The sequence below is a fragment of the Gracilibacillus sp. YIM 98692 genome, assembly GCF_010993965.1.
In the GTDB taxonomy this organism is placed as follows: Bacteria; Bacillota; Bacilli; order Bacillales; family Amphibacillaceae; genus Gracilibacillus.
This window is the reverse complement of record NZ_WIXM01000006.1, coordinates 37,889-52,907: the sequence shown is the minus strand read 5'-3', so window position 1 is coordinate 52,907 and position 15,019 is coordinate 37,889. Positions and strand designations below refer to the sequence as shown.

The window sequence follows — 15,019 nt, the reverse complement described above, 5'->3', positions numbered from 1 at the left end:
CACATCTTACATAGAGACATACGTTAGTATAGAATACAATTAATAGTGAGGTGACTATATATGAGACATCGACCACCATTTGGAATGCCGAATCCTTGTGGAATGCCGGCGAAAAACATTGTATACCCAACTAAATGTAACGAGGTACACACATGCAGCGAGAGTGAAGTTAACCATATACACCCTTCTCATACTAATGTTGTAAATCATCATTTAGTAAAAAATAAGCATTTCTATCCGCACACAACGTCCTATCAAAACACAGTAGACGAAGTAAATATTTATGGAGGCCCAGGTGGCCCAGGAGGTCTAGGAGGCCCAGGAGGTCCAGGTGGGCCTGGTATGATGAATGGACCTGGTACAATGGGCGGCCAACAACCATTTCAGCAAAACCCATTCAACAATCGACGATAAGAAGAAAGAGGCTGTCATTTTGATGACAGTCTCTTTTCTCATAAGTAATCAGTAACAGTACTTTTTAGCAAAGATTGATACATATGTCGGTAGATTATCTGTTTTAAATCCTTTATAATGGGTGTATTCAACTTACATAGGTATAGACATTAAAATATTGGAGTTATGTATATGATGAGGATTTTGACAGTTACTGGTAATAAGCCGATGGAGCTTAATATCATGAATGAAAATGATTCAAGAATTGCATATATCAAACAAGCTATACAGCAAAGACTCATCTCTTTATTAGATGAAGGACTTCATTGGGTATTAGTTACAGGCCAAATGGGAGTTGAGCTTTGGACATGCCAAGTTGTGCTCGATTTAAAGAAGCAATATGATATCAAGCTCGGTATTTTCCCTCCATTCATGGAATTTGAAGCAAGATGGCCTGATGGGTATCAAGCCCTTTTTCAAGAAATGATAGCACAAGCAGATTTTTATCAACCGCTATATCAACAAACATACCAAGGTCCTCATCAATTTATTAATAAAGATTTATGGTTGATTCATAAATCCGATGGTAGTTTAATATTAGTAGATGAGGAGCATCCAGGCAGTGTAAAATATTTTTTAGAAAAAGCAAAGCATTCGGCTTATCAATCTAATTATAGTATTCAATATATAACTCCGAATGATTTGGAAGAAGTGGTGCAAGATTGTTTAAGTGCCAATGATTTTTACGAAACAGAATGATAGAGAATAAACACATTAAAAAATTATTAGGAATCAATTGAGGTGAAAAGGTATGTCTAACCAATTAAATGGAAAAGATATTTTAGAAAAGAATTTTAAAACTTCTATGCGAGGCTACAATCAAGAAGAGGTCGATGAGTTTTTAGATGTCATTATTCAGGATTATGAATATTTCCAACATGAGATCAATCGATTACGACAAGAAAATGATAGGGTCAAGAAGCAATCAGACACGAGAGTGCGGTCAGCACCATCTAACCATCAAGTCAATTATGATATTTTGAAACGATTATCAAATTTAGAAAAAGCGGTTTTTGGAAAAAAGTATGAAGAATAAAATAAATGTAACATTTACCATTGACTAAGCTGCAATTCATGTTACAATTAGAAATGGTCTTAAAAAAGATGATAATAGAATGAATGTTGAGATAATCGCTGCACATTATCAAAATGTGTAGAGGAAAGTCCATGCTCACACAGGCTGTGATGCTTGTAGTGTTCGTGCTTGACGAAGTCATAAGTCAAGGTAACCTAACCTAAAAGGTTAACGGCAGGGAAAATACCTAAGTCTTTTCGATATGGTATGAATACCTTGAAAGTGCCACAGTGACGTAGCTAAGTAGGAAACTACTTAGGTGGAACGCGGTAAACCCCTCGAGTGAGCAACCCAAATATTGGTAGGGGCATCTTTTAGTAGGGAAATTAGAACCGAACGAAGGACAAGTATTCATAATGCTTGTAGACAGATGATTATCCCTTTGGTACGAGGCTAACCACCGTTTGTAGTACGAAAAGGACAGAACATGGCTTACGGACATTCATTCGGTTTTTCACATATGTCATAAAAACCCCTTTTTTCAAAAAAGGGGTTTTGCTTTTATACATAACATTTAACCAACATGAAATGGAATAATAATAGAAGGGACCTTAACGAAATGAATCAAAATTTAACGTTTATTGCTACAGCAGCCATGGGATTAGAATCAGTCGTTGCTAATGAAGTAAAAGACTTGGGCTATGAGCAAGTTACTGTTGAAAACGGAAAAGTCTTTTTTCAGGCAGATACAAAAGCAATTCCTAGATGTAACTTATGGCTGCGAACAGCAGACCGATTAAAATTATGTGTCGGTGAATTTGAAGCTAAATCATATGATGAGTTGTTTGAACAAACCAAAGCATTACCTTGGGAACAGTTTATACCTGAAGACGGGGAGTTTCCTGTTATTGGAAAGTCAGTGAAGTCTAAGTTATACAGTGTACCTGACTGCCAAAAAATTGTTAAAAAGGCGATTGTGGAAAAGTTAAAACAAAAGCATGGGATTGCTAAGTGGTTAAAAGAAACAGGTGCGTTTTACCGAGTAGAAGTGGCACTATTAAAAGATAAAGTTACGTTAACGATCGATACATCTGGAACTGGTCTTCATAAACGTGGATATCGAGTTGGTCAAGGGGATGCACCATTAAAAGAAACTCTTGCTGCTGCCCTAGTCCAACTAACCAATTGGACACCAGATAAGCCGTTATATGATTTGTTTTGTGGTTCCGGAACTATTCCAATCGAAGCGGCTTTAATTGGTCAAAACATTGCACCTGGCTTTAACCGCTCTTTTGTTTCAGAAGAGTGGGATTTATTATCAGCGAAAATGTGGGAAGAGGCTTTAGAAGAGGCAGAAGACCTAGCTAATTATGATCAGCCATTGACTATTTTTGGAACAGATATAGATCATAAAATGATTTCCATTTCTCAAGATAATGCGTTGGAAGCAGGTTTAGGTGATTTGGTTCAATGGAAGCAAATGCAAGCAACAGACTTCTCGGTAGAAGAAGAAGGGGGATATGTGATTAGTAATCCACCTTATGGTGAAAGAATTGGGGATAAGAAGGAAGTAGAACTCTTATATAAAAAATTAGGAACAGTGCTTTCAAAATATCCTACATGGAGCATTTACATGTTAACAGCAAATGAAAATTTTGAAAATTGCTTTGGAAGTAAGGCAACAAAGAAAAGAAAGCTGTTTAATGGATTTATTAAAACAGATTTTTATCAATATTTTGGAAGAAACCACAGTAAATCTTAAGCCAAACATTTATGTTTGGCTTTATTCATATTTATGTGAATCACAAAGATTATCCATATATTAACTGGACGCATGATGAAAAAATCTCTATACTGGCGTTAGATCAATCATTTTATTAAAACAGAGGTCATGAGTGAGGGATGGATGTGACTGATAATGAAGAACTGGCATATTTTTTAGAAAATTTATGGACAAAAGGGTTTAAATTAACAGACGAGGAAGTTCATTTTATTTTTTTTGGTAAGAAATATACGAACACCTCTGTTAAACATGTGAAATTAGCCGTTTTGCTAACCTTGCAGTTACAACTTAGTTTTGATCGCAGTTTTTATATCAGCTTATTAGAGTTATTTGAGAAACATCAAATAAAGTCATGGAAAGAGGCCACACGGATATTAGCAAAACACAACTTGCTATAATTAGGTCATTGGTCGAATAACGCTTCACGTGCTAATTTATCTGCTTGTTTGTTTTGCTTTTCTGGTATCCATTTAAAAAATACATAAGGGAAATACTCGGTCTGTTCGTTAATCTGTTGCAAGTATGGATAGAATACATCATTTTTTACATAATTTTTCTCCACCGCTTCTACGACGGTTTTCGAATCTGATCGAAAAGATAAAATTTCCTTTGGAAACATTCTTCTGCAAAAATTTAATGCTTCTAAAACTGCGATAAATTCTGCTTCATGGTTAGAATAGGTTCCAATATATTTTTTCTGATAAAATTTTTCTTTATCCTTCTTAATATAAATGCCAACACTACTTGGACCTGGATTGCCTTGACTAGCTGCATCTGTATAAACTTCAATCAAGGAAGACCCTCCTACTTGATATACTAAATAACTGAGAAAAGATGTTCACCAACTCGTACATGTTATTAGTAGCTTTTTGATGATGTGCCAAGAAAAATGAACCTCGCATTACTGTTATAATCTCTTAACTCTTCCTATTTATCCTACAAGAAAAGGCGATGACCTTAAGATCACCGCCTGACTGTTCCATTTATTTTTTTACTACATTAGCTGCCTGTGGTCCTCTTTCACCTTCAACAATTTCAAATTCCACTTCTTGTCCTTCTTCAAGTGTTTTGAAACCTTCTACTTGGATTGCAGAATAATGTACAAATACATCATTTCCTTCTTCCAATTGAATGAATCCATAACCTTTTTCAGCATTGAACCATTTTACTACACCGTTTTCCATGTTTTTCTTCCTCCTAAAACCTTTCACGCAAAAGACGTGGTAATTACAAACAAGATGACGGTTAATAAAAAAGGTAGCAACTACAGAAGTATAGGATCACCATTTCCATTTACTTCTATAGAAGCTACCTGTAACAATGAACCCAAACATCTTCTTTGCTTGAGTTCACTATAGCTTATTTTTCCATAAACGTCAAGAATATCATGTTAAAAAGCGATTACAAAAAATTTATCACGGTGAACAATCGTTTTATTCTTTTCAATAATATTCATTAATGCTATTTTATAAACATATTGACATCTTAGTAAATTTAAACTTTCCGCTAAGGAGAAAAATGTATGACCATTCTTATTGGACTAACTGGGTGGGGAGATCACCATACGTTGTATAATGACAATAATCGTTCTAAACATAAACTATGGACTTATAGCTCGCATTTCCCAGTAGTTGAAATCGACAGTTCTTTTTATGCGATACAGCCGATAAAGAATTATCAAAAATGGGTAGAACAGACTCCTGAACATTTCTCTTTTGTTATAAAAGCATATCAATCATTAACAGGACATGATCGTAAGCTATTAACAAATTTAGAAGCCAAGGACATTGTAAATAATTTTAAAAAATCTATAAAACCAGTGGTAGATGCAAATAAGCTGCATTCTGTACTGTTCCAATTTCCGCCATGGTTCCATCTAACATCTAAAAATATTAACAAATTGAAAAAGTTAAAAAAATGGATGGAAGATATACCTGTCTCGGTTGAATTTCGAAATCGCACATGGTATGGAGAGCATACAGCAGACACCATCTCTTTTTTAGAACAAGAGGGGTGGATTCATACCATATGTGATGAGCCGCAAGCTGGAGAAGGATCAATTCCTGTTGTATTGGAAGCTTCATCCTACCAATCTTTAATTCGGATGCACGGTAGAAACGTTCATGGCTGGAATAATCATGGACAAGAAAATTGGAGGGAAGTTCGGTTTCTATATCGATATAACGAAATAGAATTACAGGAATGGGTAGAGCGAATTCGAGAACTTCAAAAGCAAGTGAATCAAATTACCATTCTTTTTAACAACAATTCTGGTGGTGATGCGAGTGATAATGCAAAGCAACTTCAACAAATGTTAAATATCGAGTACAAGCATTTACATCCGAAACAAATGGACTTTTTTGATTTAATGTAGGTTAACTCTTTTTGCACCTATATATCTTTTAGACCAATAATCCTGGCTTAACTGACTGATTTCCACTCCATTTGACAGCCCAGCATGAATAAATTGACCATTGCCTAAGTAAATTCCTGCATGTGAAGGACCTGGCTTATAAGTTTCAAAAAAGACTAAATCACCGATAGATGGGCTATTTATAGGTATAGTAGCATTCCAAATATCACTTACTGTTCGTGGCAATGAAATATTAAGTTCTTGAAAGACAAATTGCAGGTATCCACTACAGTCAAATCCACTAGGTGTAGCACCTCCCCATTGATAGGGTACACCGATGTAGAATTTAGCTTTTCCAATAAGAGATTGTCTATTAGAAGAGATATGTTCAATCTGTGTACTTTTTTGCGATTGATTATTTTCCGGTGCCTGTGATTTTATCATGTTTGACCTTTCACTAGTTGTAGAAACTGCTTGAGTTGTAGTTGCACTTAATGTAACTGGTTCTTTTTCTATATGTTTGGATTCTAATCCTCTATCTTGTTTATAAGCACGTAATGCTCCTTCTGTACGTGGTCCAAATATTCCATCTAAACTATCTGTATAGTAGCCTAGGTAGAATAAAGCCTCTTGCAGTTCTACAACTTCTTCGCCATTATCTCCAACAGTAAAATCTAATGGGTGGTCATTTAAATAATCTAAGTAGCTTTCTTTTTCTTTATCTAAAATACGTTCTATAGTGGCTTTATCTGCTTGACCGTGCTGCTCCAATTCATGTTCTTCTTGAAATTTCTTTAAAGCGTACTCTGTTAATACATCGAAATCACCGTTTAATGATGAATCATAGTAGGATAATTTGTGAAGCTTATGTTGTAATACTCTTATGGATTCATGCTGCATGCCATATTTTAAAACAGAAGATTGTTCTAATATTTCATTTTGCATAATGGGATATGCATCCACATAAAAGGAAAATGGTTGGCTAAAAGCAAAAGTATAGACAACGGAGTGTTTTACTACCTGTGACAAATTATCTTGTAAAAACATAAAATCACCCCTATAGGTTATTGCTTTACAAAAATTTATGTTAGAATAAATGAAATATGAGGAATTGAATGTTTTGTTACGATTTTGTAATATTAGTAATGTTAAAAGGGGAAGATGAATTTGAATACAAGTGAACAAGCCTATTTAGATTTGTGCCAAAAGGCTCTTTCAGAAGGGGTAATGAAAGATGATCGAACTAATACTGGAACAGTATCTCTATTCGGTCATCAAATGCGCTTTAGCCTAGAGGAAGGTTTTCCGCTGCTTACAACGAAATATGTTCCTTTTCGGCTAATTGTCAGTGAATTATTATGGTTTATAAAAGGAGATACCAATATTCGTTACTTGTTAGAGCATAATAATAATATTTGGAATGAGTGGGCTTTTAAAAATTGGGTAGAAAGCGCTGAATACGATGGTCCTGATATGACGAATTTTGGTCATCGCGCAAATCAAGATGAAGTATTTAAGTTAGAATATGAACACCAAATGTCATTGTTCAAGGACCGAATCTTAAAAGATGATAAATTTGCTGAAAAATTTGGTGATTTAGGATTCGTATATGGCGCGCAATGGCGGGACTGGAAAACATCAAAAGGAGACACTATAGATCAATTAAAAAACGTAATTGAGTCGATTAAAAAGAATCCTTATTCTAGAAGGCATATTGTAACAGCATGGAATCCAGAAGATGTTCCAACTAACATGGCGCTTCCTCCATGTCATACGATGTTTCAATTTTATGTTGCTAATGGAAAGCTAAGCTGTCAATTATATCAACGCAGCGGGGATATATTTTTAGGTGTCCCATTTAATATTGCTGGTTACGCATTGCTAACACACCTCATAGCTCATGAATGTAATCTAGAACCAGGTGAATTTATACATACATTAGGAGATGCTCATATTTATTTAAATCATGTTGAACAAGTGAAAAAACAACTAAAACGAGAGATTCGTCAGCAGCCAACATTAAAAATTAATGAGCAAAAAGATTCTATCTTTGACATGGATGTACAAGATATTGAGTTAAACAACTATGATCCGCATCCAGCTATTAAAGCACCTGTTGCGGTATAAGGAAGGAGAATATAATAATGATATCTTTATTATTTGCAATGGGGAAAAACCGAGTAATCGGAAAGAACAATACATTGCCATGGTACTTGCCAGATGACTTAAAGTTTTTTAAACAACTAACGACATCTAAGACAATTGTGATGGGGAGAAAGACTTTTGATTCTATGAACGGCCCTTTACCTAATCGAAAGAATGTTGTGCTTACAAAAAACAAATCATTTACAGCAGATGGTTGTACTGTTATCGATGAAATTGAAGACATCAAACAATTAGAAAAGGAATCTTCTGAAGAGGAAATTTTCGTAATAGGTGGCGAAGAAATCTTTAAACAAACCTTGCATATAGCGGATAGGATATATATGACTTATATAGACGAGAGTTTTGATGGAGATACTTTCTTCCCAAATTTTGATGAAGCACAATGGCAAATATCGAAAAAGACTAAAGGACCAAAAGATGAAAAAAATAAGTATGACTACTATTATATTCAGTATGATCGAAATAAATAATTATTAAATAGTATAGGAAGACAAGCCAAAAAAAACATGATAAGATAGTTTGTAACAGAATGTTTAGAACAAGGGTGGGAAATTGATGTTATCATCTATCGGAATTCCAGGATTAATTTTGATATTAATTATTGCGCTCGTTATTTTTGGGCCAAAAAAATTACCTGAAATCGGGAAGGCTACCGGAGAAACATTGCGTGAATTTAAAAAATCTGCTCAAGACATAACGGATGAAAATGAACAAAAGAAAGAGTAATACCAAATTGGTTAATGGATAGAGGTGAAAAATTTAACTATGCTATCTAATATAGGTTTTCCAGGATTAATACTTATTCTTATCATTGCTTTGGTTATTTTTGGACCATCCAAATTACCTGAAATTGGAAAAGCGGTGGGTAGCTCATTACGTGAATTTAAAAAAGCCACAAATGATATTATGAAAGAAGATCAATCTAAACATACAGATCGTTCAGAAAAATAAAGAAGGTGTAAAAGATGGAACCTTTTACATCTTCTTTCTCTTTTATGTTACAGTGATGTTTGTGGATGAAGGGAAGTTAAGGATTGATGACGCAAGATAAATCATTACCAAACGATAAAGAGATGGGATATCTCGATCATTTTGCTGAGCTCCGAAAACGTTTGTTATGGACTGCACTTGTTTTCGTATTGTTTTTTGCATTAGGTATTTATTTCGTAGAGGAAATACGTAATTTCTTTCTAAATGATATTGATATAACATTAAATTTGATATCTCCCGAAGAGATAATATGGGTCATCTTTACCATTGCCTTTACGGTTGCATTTGCTGGCACATTACCATTTTTATGTTTACAGTTATGGCTATTTGTAAGACCAGCTCTGACTAAACGAGAACAGCGTATTTCATTAGCTTATATACCAGTCATTTTTATTTTATTTTTGACAGGTCTGTTATTTGGTTATTTTATTTTTATTAAGCTTATTTTGCCTTTCGTTTTATCATTAAATGATGGTATGTTCGATACAATGTTTACCGTAGAGAATTATTTCCGTTTTATATTTCGTGTCACGTTACCTTTTGCTATATTTTTTGAGATACCTGTCATTACAATGTTTCTTACAAGTATAGGTATCGTAACACCACACTTTTTGCATAAAACAAGAAAATATGCTTATTTTATACTAATTATTATTGGTACAATGATTTCACCACCTGATTTCATTTTACAAATAGTTGTAGCTATTCCATTAATTATTCTTTATGAAATTAGTATTCTATTATCAAATGTTGTATTTAAAAAGAAGGAAGAAAAACGTCGTACATTTATGAATGATTAAGAAAAGATAAAGGAGTTACAGGTTGTGCAAACTTTTTATCACTTCATGATGCGGTTTAGAGGAAATAAAGAACATGATGATTCGCGTCAATTAGCTGAATGGATGTTTAAAGATCATAGCTTCCCTAAACATGCAACAAATTATGATGAAATAAGTGATTATTTAGAATGGAATGTCCCGTTTCCTCAAGCAATATCAACCTTTGATGAAATGTGGGATCAATATATTGAAGAAGTAAAGCCATGAGTCTAAAACCTCATGGCTTTCTACATGAACATGATATAGAGAATGGCAGTGGATACATTGAAACATGGAAGTAATGTTAGTAAAGACTATTGTGATCATTCATCATACCATTACACCGAAACGTATGTTCTGTTTTGTGGTGGACACCGATTGTATGTTCGTGTATAATAAAAGAAAAATATTGGAAATGGAAGGGTGAAAGGATGAAAATACTACATACTGCTGACTGGCATTTAGGTAAACTAGTGCATGGTCTTCATATGACAGATGATCAAGACTTTATCCTACAGCAACTTATTAACATAATAATGGAAGAATCCCCGGATGTTGTTATTATTGCAGGAGATTTATATGACAGAGCTATACCACCGAAAGAAGCGGTAGAGCTATTGAACCGTACGATAACAACTGTATGCATGGACATGCAAATACCAGTCCTCGCTATTTCAGGAAACCATGATAGTCCTGATCGTTTAAGTTTTGGTACATCATTGTTTCGCTCTCAACAATTTTATTTAGCAACCTCGATCAAACAAGCCTTTTCCCCAATTAAAATGCGTGATGAATATGGTGATATTTATTTTCATCTAGTGCCTTATTTAGAGCCCTCGGATGTACAGGCTTCCTTCCCGGATGAAAAAATAGAAAGCCATCAACAAGCTATGCAGAAAGTCATAGATGAGATCTCAGTACAAATGGATAAGGAAACACGGCATATTTTAATTGCGCATGCATTTATTGCTGGTGGTATGGAATCAGAATCTGAAGAACGTTTAACCATGGTTGGAGGAACCCCATATATTGATTCCTCATTATTTACATATTTTGATTACGTAGCATTAGGACACTTACATCGTCCGCAAAAAATTGCCAAAGAAACCCTACGTTATAGCGGATCGATTTTAAAATACTCTTTTTCAGAGGCGAATCATAGAAAATCTATTACCATCATCGATATGGATGAAAAAGGATTATGTAATGTTAATCAAAGAAATCTAATACCTAAAAGAGATATGAAAGTTGTAGAGGGGTATTTTCAAGATATTATTGAGGAAAAAGTAATAGAACGTACAGATGACTATTTACAAGTAGAGTTGCTAGATGATGGACAACTCATGGATCCTGTATCTAAATTAAGAAAATTATTTCCAAATATATTACGACTGAATCGCAAACAATATCGAGTACACGAGTCCTTAAAAGAGTTAAACCAGATTCGCCAAAAGCAGGAGATGACCCATGAGCAATTATTTGAGGCCTTCTATCGTGAAATGAAGGGGGAACATATACCTGAGCAAAGGTCAGAATATGTAAAAGAATGTATTCAATCATTAATAAAGAAAGAGAGGGAGCTATAAATGCGCGCCATCCAAATGGAACTCGAAGCTTTTGGTCCATATCGAAAAAAACAGGTCATTGATTTTAATCAATTAGGTAATGAACCTATCTTTCTAATAACTGGTCCAACAGGGGCTGGAAAGACAACTATCTTTGATGCCATTTGTTATAGCTTATACGGAAAGGCTAGCGGTACAGATCGTGATCAGGATGTTTTTCGAAGTCATTTCGCATCAGCAGATGAAATAACAACTGTCACTTTTATTTTCATGCTACATGAGAAATTATACAAAATTACCAGATCTCCTAAGCAATGGAAAAGGAAAGCTAGAGGACAAGGATATACGGAAGAACCGGCAAGTGCTTCCCTTTACATTAAAAATAGCGAAGGAGACTGGCAGCTGATTCAATCTAAAATAAAAGAAGTAAATGAAAATATACATGCACTTATAGGACTAGATTATGAACAGTTCCGAAAAATGATGATGATTCCACAAGGAGAGTTTCGAAAATTAATTTCTGAAAACAGTCGTGAAAGAGAAGACGTACTGCAAAAAATTTTTAGAACTTACTTTTATCAAGATTTAACGGAAAAAATGAAAAGTGACTCGAAAAGTTTACAAGAATCAATGGAACAAATTCGTTGGAAAATAGAGCAAGAAATCGAAAAGGTACTAGATGGTAACGATGATGATATAAAGCAACAGGATCCAATAGATACAGAGGGAATTGAAAAAAAAGTAGAGGAATTAGAGCGAGAAAAAGCAACGGTTGATGCTAAACTTATAAAATTGGAGAGTCAATTAAAAGATATATATGAACAATACTATAAAGGTAAACAATTACTAGATTGGTTTGAAGAGTATGAACAAAGAAAAATAGACAACGAGAAATTGTTAGAGCAATCTAAAGATATTGAAAATAAAAAGTCTATGATTCAGCTAGCTTATCAAGCAGATAAAATATATCCAATTGAAAAACAAATGCTTGATCGAGAAAAAGAGTGGAAGGATCAAGAAGCTGTTGCATTAAATTTAAAATCTACATTTACGCAACAAAAAGAGAAATTTACCACCATAGAAATAGAATATCTGAATGAAAAGGATAAAGAACAAGAGCGGGAACAATTACGAAAAATAGTAGAGCAACAACGTGATACTCTCCAAAAATTACAGGAATACCATGAACTTAAGAGACAACTAGATAAGATGACGGAAGCGATTGAAAAACAAGAATCAACTATAACCCAGATCGATAACGAAATCGTATCTTTAGAAAAAAAGAAAGAGGAAAATTTCAAACAAAAAGAACTGATTTATCAGAAGCAGCAACATTTACAAGAGCTGCATTATCAAATCGAAAAAAAAATACAAGATCAAAAAGTGCTACAAGAAGTATCAAAAGAGTACCAACAATTAATGATATACCGAAAGGATTACAAACAGCTATACAACGTATCTCAAAAGCTAAAACAAAAAGTATTAGAGCAATCTGAAGAATTGCAGCAGGTAGAAGAAAAACGAAAGACTCAATTAGCAAAAGAACTGGCTCATCAATTAACAGATGGGACCCCTTGCCCTGTTTGTGGTTCAACAGAACATCCTAATAAAGTACAGCTCCTTTCTGATATAGTTACTGAGCAGACAGTTGAAAAAGAACGAAGCAATAAGCTAGAAATGGAAGAAGAATTTAAAAATTTGGAGTTTCAACTGTTACAAGTAAAAGAAAAAGGGGAAGCCAAGGCAGAACTAGTAGAACACCTGCGTCATTCCATATCTAGTTATGACAAGAATATGCCACTCGATCAAATTGCTAAATACAATCATGAGATCAACTTACACCTTACGGAATTACAATCTAATTACAACCAGAAACAAAAGGAGTTAAATGAGTTAACAGTAAAAGTAGAAGAAACAGATAAGTTACTTCAACAACTGGAAAATAAAAAGTTAAACTTTAAAGAAATGAAAAAACAGTACGAAAAGAAATTAAAAGACTCTCAACAGTATCAAATCAAGTTGTCAGCTTTGCAAGAAACATTACCTAATTACAATATTTCTGTTGATAAGTTTCAACAACAAGTTATCAAACAAGAGAAACATTATCAACAGATGATACAAAGGTGGACTGAGATACAAAAACAATATGAATATCAATATAACGAAATGAACAATTCCTATACTCGATACGAGCAAGCAGATCATTTTAGTGAACAACTATCTAAACGGTACCATCATCAAAAAGATCATTTGTTTGAATCCTTGAAAAAACACCATTTTTCTTCATTGGATGATTATCATAATGCACTAAAGAGTAATGAAGAACAAGAGCAAATGGAAATAGAGATTAAATCATATGATCAACAACTTCAATTTGTACGACAAAGAATAATAGAATTAAAGGAAAAAGTGGAAGGAGTAAGTAAGCCGAATTTAACTTCTATTGAACAACAAATTGAAACATTAGAGCATGATAAAACGAATACAACGAAGCGCATACAAGCAATATACAGTGATATCAAACAAATAAAAAATGCATTACAAAGTATTAAGGCTTTGGATAGAGAATTACAGGACTTAAATGAAAAATATTATCATATTGGTGAATTAGCTGCTTTAGCTCGTGGGGACAATGCTGCTAGATTATCTTTTGAACGTTTTGTGTTATCTACGTTTTTAGACGAAATATTATTACAAGCTAATCTACGATTTGATAAGATGACGGATCATCGATATCAATTAGTAAGAAGTGAAGAAATAGCAAAAAGAGGAGCACAAAGTGGATTAGATTTAGAAGTGTTAGATCATTATACAGGTAAAAAGCGATCTGTTAAGACATTATCTGGAGGAGAAGGTTTTAAAGCTGCTTTGAGCCTTGCTTTGGGAATGGCTGATATTATACAGGCACATGCTGGCGGGATTCAATTAGATACATTATTTATAGATGAAGGCTTTGGAACTTTAGATGAGATCTCACTTGAGCAAGCGATTCAGTGTTTAAAAGAATTGCAGCAGGACCATCGAGTGATAGGGGTTATTTCACATGTTCAACAATTAAAAGAAGAAATAAAAGCGAAACTTATTATTCAGACTTCACATGAAGGTTCAACCGCAAGCTTTTCGATAGAATAAGACGAAATCACAGATTACCTGCCAAGGTTCTACAAGATATAAATCGGAAATGTCAAAACATGCGCTTTCCCAGGAAATATTAACGGAAATATTGCCTGCTGCCATTTTGCCTATACACTTCTATAGCAGGTTACATATATTATATATAAAGTCGTAAAGAAAGGGGATTTCCATGTTTCAACCACCGAGTCAAGGACCTTTTATACCACCACAGCAATCCGGACCTCCGTTTTTGCCAACTCGAGTTCCTTTGGGTAATCAGGCAATGCCTTCAAGTGGATTACAGGGAATTATTCAAAGATTGTTACCATCTGCTTCTTCTAATATAGCAAGCGGTAGCGGAGGGAGCAATATAATGGGTGCGTTAAATAATGTGCAACAAGTATTACGAGTAGCACAATCTGCTACACCACTTATAAAAGAATATGGACCGATGATAAAAAATGCACCAAAATTAATGAGTATGATGAAAGCATTAAATGAGATGGATGATGACGAGGAACAAGATGAAGATGAGGATAATGTGAATGATGGAAAAGAAACAGACGTTGATATATTAGATGAGGAATTAGACGATATAGATGATCTAGAGACAACAGAATTTGATGAAGGTGAAAGTTCAACTGTTTCGAAAAACTCAGGTGCATCACAGCCCAAGCTGTTTATTTAATACAACATGAAAGGCAGACCGCTTGCATTTTTCAAATTAAGCAATCAGAATAAAATTAAAATCTCATATAATTA

18 protein-coding genes and 1 other RNA gene are annotated in these 15,019 nt (G+C 34.2%); 16 read left to right on the top strand and 3 right to left on the bottom strand.

The genetic code is table 11. From position 1 onward, the window contains the following. The first annotated feature begins 60 nt into the window (after positions 1 to 60). From GHD00_RS07950 to GHD00_RS07925, 6 genes are all read left to right on the top strand, one after another. Positions 61 to 414 (top strand): CotD family spore coat protein, encoded by a 354-nt coding sequence (locus GHD00_RS07950; RefSeq protein ID WP_163537621.1) that lies wholly within the window; start codon positions 61 to 63, stop codon positions 412 to 414. Positions 415 to 585: 171 nt separating this feature from the next. Next, positions 586 to 1,152 carry an SLOG family protein gene (locus GHD00_RS07945; RefSeq protein WP_346427629.1) on the top strand — a complete coding sequence of 189 codons (567 nt, stop codon included), beginning with the start codon at positions 586 to 588 and terminating at the stop codon, positions 1,150 to 1,152. A gap of 52 nt (positions 1,153 to 1,204) precedes the next feature. Continuing rightward, on the top strand, positions 1,205 to 1,489 hold the full coding sequence (gpsB, locus tag GHD00_RS07940) for a cell division regulator GpsB (protein ID WP_163537620.1): 285 nt from the start codon (positions 1,205 to 1,207) through the stop codon (positions 1,487 to 1,489). 82 nt (positions 1,490 to 1,571) lie between these two features. After that, positions 1,572 to 1,968: RNase P RNA component class B (gene rnpB / locus GHD00_RS07935), an RNA gene on the top strand. Positions 1,969 to 2,087: 119 nt separating this feature from the next. Then, positions 2,088 to 3,230 (top strand): THUMP domain-containing class I SAM-dependent RNA methyltransferase, encoded by a 1,143-nt coding sequence (locus GHD00_RS07930; protein WP_163537619.1) that lies wholly within the window; start codon positions 2,088 to 2,090, stop codon positions 3,228 to 3,230. A gap of 140 nt (positions 3,231 to 3,370) precedes the next feature. After that, entirely contained in the window at positions 3,371 to 3,649 is a 279-nt protein-coding gene (locus tag GHD00_RS07925; protein WP_346427628.1) for a DUF6123 family protein, read from the top strand. A 5-nt stretch (positions 3,650 to 3,654) separates the two neighbouring features. Here GHD00_RS07925 and GHD00_RS07920 read toward each other — a convergent pair whose 3' ends face one another. Together GHD00_RS07920 and GHD00_RS07915 are read right to left on the bottom strand one after the other, a co-directional pair. After that, positions 3,655 to 4,044: a ribonuclease HI family protein gene (locus tag GHD00_RS07920; RefSeq protein WP_163537617.1), complete on the bottom strand. Its 390-nt coding sequence runs from the start codon at positions 4,042 to 4,044 to the stop codon at positions 3,655 to 3,657. Positions 4,045 to 4,234: 190 nt separating this feature from the next. Then, on the bottom strand, positions 4,235 to 4,435 hold the full coding sequence (locus tag GHD00_RS07915; protein WP_163537616.1) for a cold-shock protein: 201 nt from the start codon (positions 4,433 to 4,435) through the stop codon (positions 4,235 to 4,237). 338 nt (positions 4,436 to 4,773) lie between these two features. Between GHD00_RS07915 and GHD00_RS07910 the strand changes: the two genes are divergently transcribed. Further along, positions 4,774 to 5,625: a DUF72 domain-containing protein gene (locus tag GHD00_RS07910; protein WP_163537615.1), complete on the top strand. Its 852-nt coding sequence runs from the start codon at positions 4,774 to 4,776 to the stop codon at positions 5,623 to 5,625. Here the strand turns inward: GHD00_RS07910 and GHD00_RS07905 are convergent. Then, positions 5,617 to 6,651, bottom strand: coding sequence for a C40 family peptidase (locus GHD00_RS07905; RefSeq protein WP_163537614.1), 1,035 nt, complete (start codon positions 6,649 to 6,651; stop codon positions 5,617 to 5,619). The two genes, GHD00_RS07910 and GHD00_RS07905, sit on opposite strands and share 9 nt — an antisense overlap. A 120-nt stretch (positions 6,652 to 6,771) precedes the next feature. Here GHD00_RS07905 and GHD00_RS07900 point away from each other — a divergent pair, with 120 nt between their 5' ends. The 9 genes from GHD00_RS07900 (at position 6,772) to vrrA (ending at position 14,945) form a co-directional block, all read left to right on the top strand. Beyond that, on the top strand, positions 6,772 to 7,731 hold the full coding sequence (locus tag GHD00_RS07900; protein ID WP_163537613.1) for a thymidylate synthase: 960 nt from the start codon (positions 6,772 to 6,774) through the stop codon (positions 7,729 to 7,731). A 17-nt stretch (positions 7,732 to 7,748) separates the two neighbouring features. Continuing rightward, entirely contained in the window at positions 7,749 to 8,240 is a 492-nt protein-coding gene (locus tag GHD00_RS07895) for a dihydrofolate reductase (RefSeq protein ID WP_163537612.1), read from the top strand. A gap of 85 nt (positions 8,241 to 8,325) precedes the next feature. Beyond that, positions 8,326 to 8,496, top strand: coding sequence for a twin-arginine translocase TatA/TatE family subunit (tatA, locus tag GHD00_RS07890; RefSeq protein ID WP_163537611.1), 171 nt, complete (start codon positions 8,326 to 8,328; stop codon positions 8,494 to 8,496). A gap of 39 nt (positions 8,497 to 8,535) precedes the next feature. Then, complete coding sequence (tatA, locus tag GHD00_RS07885; protein ID WP_163537610.1) at positions 8,536 to 8,721, top strand: twin-arginine translocase TatA/TatE family subunit; 186 nt, start codon at positions 8,536 to 8,538, stop codon at positions 8,719 to 8,721. An 86-nt stretch (positions 8,722 to 8,807) separates the two neighbouring features. Further along, complete coding sequence (tatC, locus tag GHD00_RS07880; RefSeq protein ID WP_163537773.1) at positions 8,808 to 9,560, top strand: twin-arginine translocase subunit TatC; 753 nt, start codon at positions 8,808 to 8,810, stop codon at positions 9,558 to 9,560. Positions 9,561 to 9,584: 24 nt separating this feature from the next. Next, positions 9,585 to 9,806, top strand: a complete 222-nt coding sequence (locus GHD00_RS07875) for a YozE family protein (protein ID WP_163537609.1) — start codon at positions 9,585 to 9,587, stop codon at positions 9,804 to 9,806. Positions 9,807 to 10,009: 203 nt separating this feature from the next. Continuing rightward, a complete protein-coding gene (locus tag GHD00_RS07870; RefSeq protein ID WP_163537608.1) occupies positions 10,010 to 11,164 on the top strand; it encodes an exonuclease SbcCD subunit D in 1,155 nt (384 codons plus the stop codon). Further along, positions 11,165 to 14,275: an AAA family ATPase gene (locus GHD00_RS07865; protein WP_163537607.1), complete on the top strand. Its 3,111-nt coding sequence runs from the start codon at positions 11,165 to 11,167 to the stop codon at positions 14,273 to 14,275. 172 nt (positions 14,276 to 14,447) lie between these two features. Beyond that, positions 14,448 to 14,945: a VrrA/YqfQ family protein gene (vrrA, locus tag GHD00_RS07860; protein WP_163537606.1), complete on the top strand. Its 498-nt coding sequence runs from the start codon at positions 14,448 to 14,450 to the stop codon at positions 14,943 to 14,945. The last annotated feature ends 74 nt before the right edge of the window (positions 14,946 to 15,019 follow it).

What these genes read in the sequence shown, in the direction of transcription:
- GHD00_RS07950 (WP_163537621.1), top strand. Translation starts at nt 61, where the DNA reads ATGAGACATCGACCACCATTTGGAATGCCGAATCCTTGTGGAATGCCG.
- GHD00_RS07945 (WP_346427629.1), top strand. Translation starts at nt 586, where the DNA reads ATGATGAGGATTTTGACAGTTACTGGTAATAAGCCGATGGAGCTTAAT.
- gpsB (WP_163537620.1), top strand. Translation starts at nt 1,205, where the DNA reads ATGTCTAACCAATTAAATGGAAAAGATATTTTAGAAAAGAATTTTAAA.
- GHD00_RS07930 (WP_163537619.1), top strand. Translation starts at nt 2,088, where the DNA reads ATGAATCAAAATTTAACGTTTATTGCTACAGCAGCCATGGGATTAGAA.
- GHD00_RS07925 (WP_346427628.1), top strand. Translation starts at nt 3,371, where the DNA reads ATGGATGTGACTGATAATGAAGAACTGGCATATTTTTTAGAAAATTTA.
- GHD00_RS07915 (WP_163537616.1), bottom strand. Translation starts at nt 4,435, where the DNA reads ATGGAAAACGGTGTAGTAAAATGGTTCAATGCTGAAAAAGGTTATGGA.
- GHD00_RS07910 (WP_163537615.1), top strand. Translation starts at nt 4,774, where the DNA reads ATGACCATTCTTATTGGACTAACTGGGTGGGGAGATCACCATACGTTG.
- GHD00_RS07905 (WP_163537614.1), bottom strand. Translation starts at nt 6,651, where the DNA reads ATGTTTTTACAAGATAATTTGTCACAGGTAGTAAAACACTCCGTTGTC.
- GHD00_RS07895 (WP_163537612.1), top strand. Translation starts at nt 7,749, where the DNA reads ATGATATCTTTATTATTTGCAATGGGGAAAAACCGAGTAATCGGAAAG.
- tatA (WP_163537611.1), top strand. Translation starts at nt 8,326, where the DNA reads ATGTTATCATCTATCGGAATTCCAGGATTAATTTTGATATTAATTATT.
- tatA (WP_163537610.1), top strand. Translation starts at nt 8,536, where the DNA reads ATGCTATCTAATATAGGTTTTCCAGGATTAATACTTATTCTTATCATT.
- tatC (WP_163537773.1), top strand. Translation starts at nt 8,808, where the DNA reads ATGACGCAAGATAAATCATTACCAAACGATAAAGAGATGGGATATCTC.
- GHD00_RS07870 (WP_163537608.1), top strand. Translation starts at nt 10,010, where the DNA reads ATGAAAATACTACATACTGCTGACTGGCATTTAGGTAAACTAGTGCAT.
- GHD00_RS07865 (WP_163537607.1), top strand. Translation starts at nt 11,165, where the DNA reads ATGCGCGCCATCCAAATGGAACTCGAAGCTTTTGGTCCATATCGAAAA.
- vrrA (WP_163537606.1), top strand. Translation starts at nt 14,448, where the DNA reads ATGTTTCAACCACCGAGTCAAGGACCTTTTATACCACCACAGCAATCC.